This is a genomic window from Bifidobacterium sp. AGR2158, from assembly GCF_000424225.1.
GTDB lineage: Bacteria > Actinomycetota > Actinomycetes > Actinomycetales > Bifidobacteriaceae > Bifidobacterium > Bifidobacterium anseris.
Genome location: NZ_AUJM01000010.1, coordinates 1 through 1266, shown reverse-complemented (window position 1 = coordinate 1266; position 1266 = coordinate 1). Strand labels below are relative to the sequence as shown.

Annotated in this window: 1 rRNA gene; it reads left to right on the top strand. The window is 60.3% G+C overall.

Going from position 1 to position 1266, the window contains the following annotated elements:
- Positions 1-1266: ribosomal RNA gene (locus G606_RS0100415) — 16S ribosomal RNA — on the top strand; the annotation flags it as partial.

Genomic DNA, 1266 nt, shown 5'->3' with positions numbered 1-1266 from the left:
TCGATTCTGGCTCAGGATGAACGCTGGCGGCGTGCTTAACACATGCAAGTCGAACGGGATCCCTGGCAGCTTGCTGCCGGGGTGAGAGTGGCGAACGGGTGAGTAATGCGTGACCAACCTGCCCCATGCACCGGAATAGCTCCTGGAAACGGGTGGTAATGCCGGATGCTCCGCGCCCCTGCATGGGGGTGTGGGAAAGGCTTTTGCGGCATGGGATGGGGTCGCGTCCTATCAGCTTGTTGGCGGGGTGACGGCCCACCAAGGCGTTGACGGGTAGCCGGCCTGAGAGGGTGACCGGCCACATTGGGACTGAGATACGGCCCAGACTCCTACGGGAGGCAGCAGTGGGGAATATTGCACAATGGGCGCAAGCCTGATGCAGCGACGCCGCGTGCGGGATGGAGGCCTTCGGGTTGTAAACCGCTTTTGTTCAAGGGCAAGGCACGGTTTCGGCCGTGTTGAGTGGATTGTTCGAATAAGCACCGGCTAACTACGTGCCAGCAGCCGCGGTAATACGTAGGGTGCAAGCGTTATCCGGATTTATTGGGCGTAAAGGGCTCGTAGGCGGTTCGTCGCGTCCGGTGTGAAAGTCCATCGCTTAACGGTGGATCCGCGCCGGGTACGGGCGGGCTTGAGTGCGGTAGGGGAGACTGGAATTCCCGGTGTAACGGTGGAATGTGTAGATATCGGGAAGAACACCAATGGCGAAGGCAGGTCTCTGGGCCGTTACTGACGCTGAGGAGCGAAAGCGTGGGGAGCGAACAGGATTAGATACCCTGGTAGTCCACGCCGTAAACGGTGGATGCTGGATGTGGGGCCCTTTCCACGGGTTCCGTGTCGGAGCTAACGCGTTAAGCATCCCGCCTGGGGAGTACGGCCGCAAGGCTAAAACTCAAAGAAATTGACGGGGGCCCGCACAAGCGGCGGAGCATGCGGATTAATTCGATGCAACGCGAAGAACCTTACCTGGGCTTGACATGTGCCTGTCGGCGGCGGAAACGTCGCTTCCCTTCGGGGCGGGTTCACAGGTGGTGCATGGTCGTCGTCAGCTCGTGTCGTGAGATGTTGGGTTAAGTCCCGCAACGAGCGCAACCCTCGCCGCATGTTGCCAGCACGTCATGGTGGGAACTCATGCGGGACCGCCGGGGTCAACTCGGAGGAAGGTGGGGATGACGTCAGATCATCATGCCCCTTACGTCCAGGGCTTCACGCATGCTACAATGGCCGGTACAACGCGATGCGACATGGTGACATGGGGCGGATCGC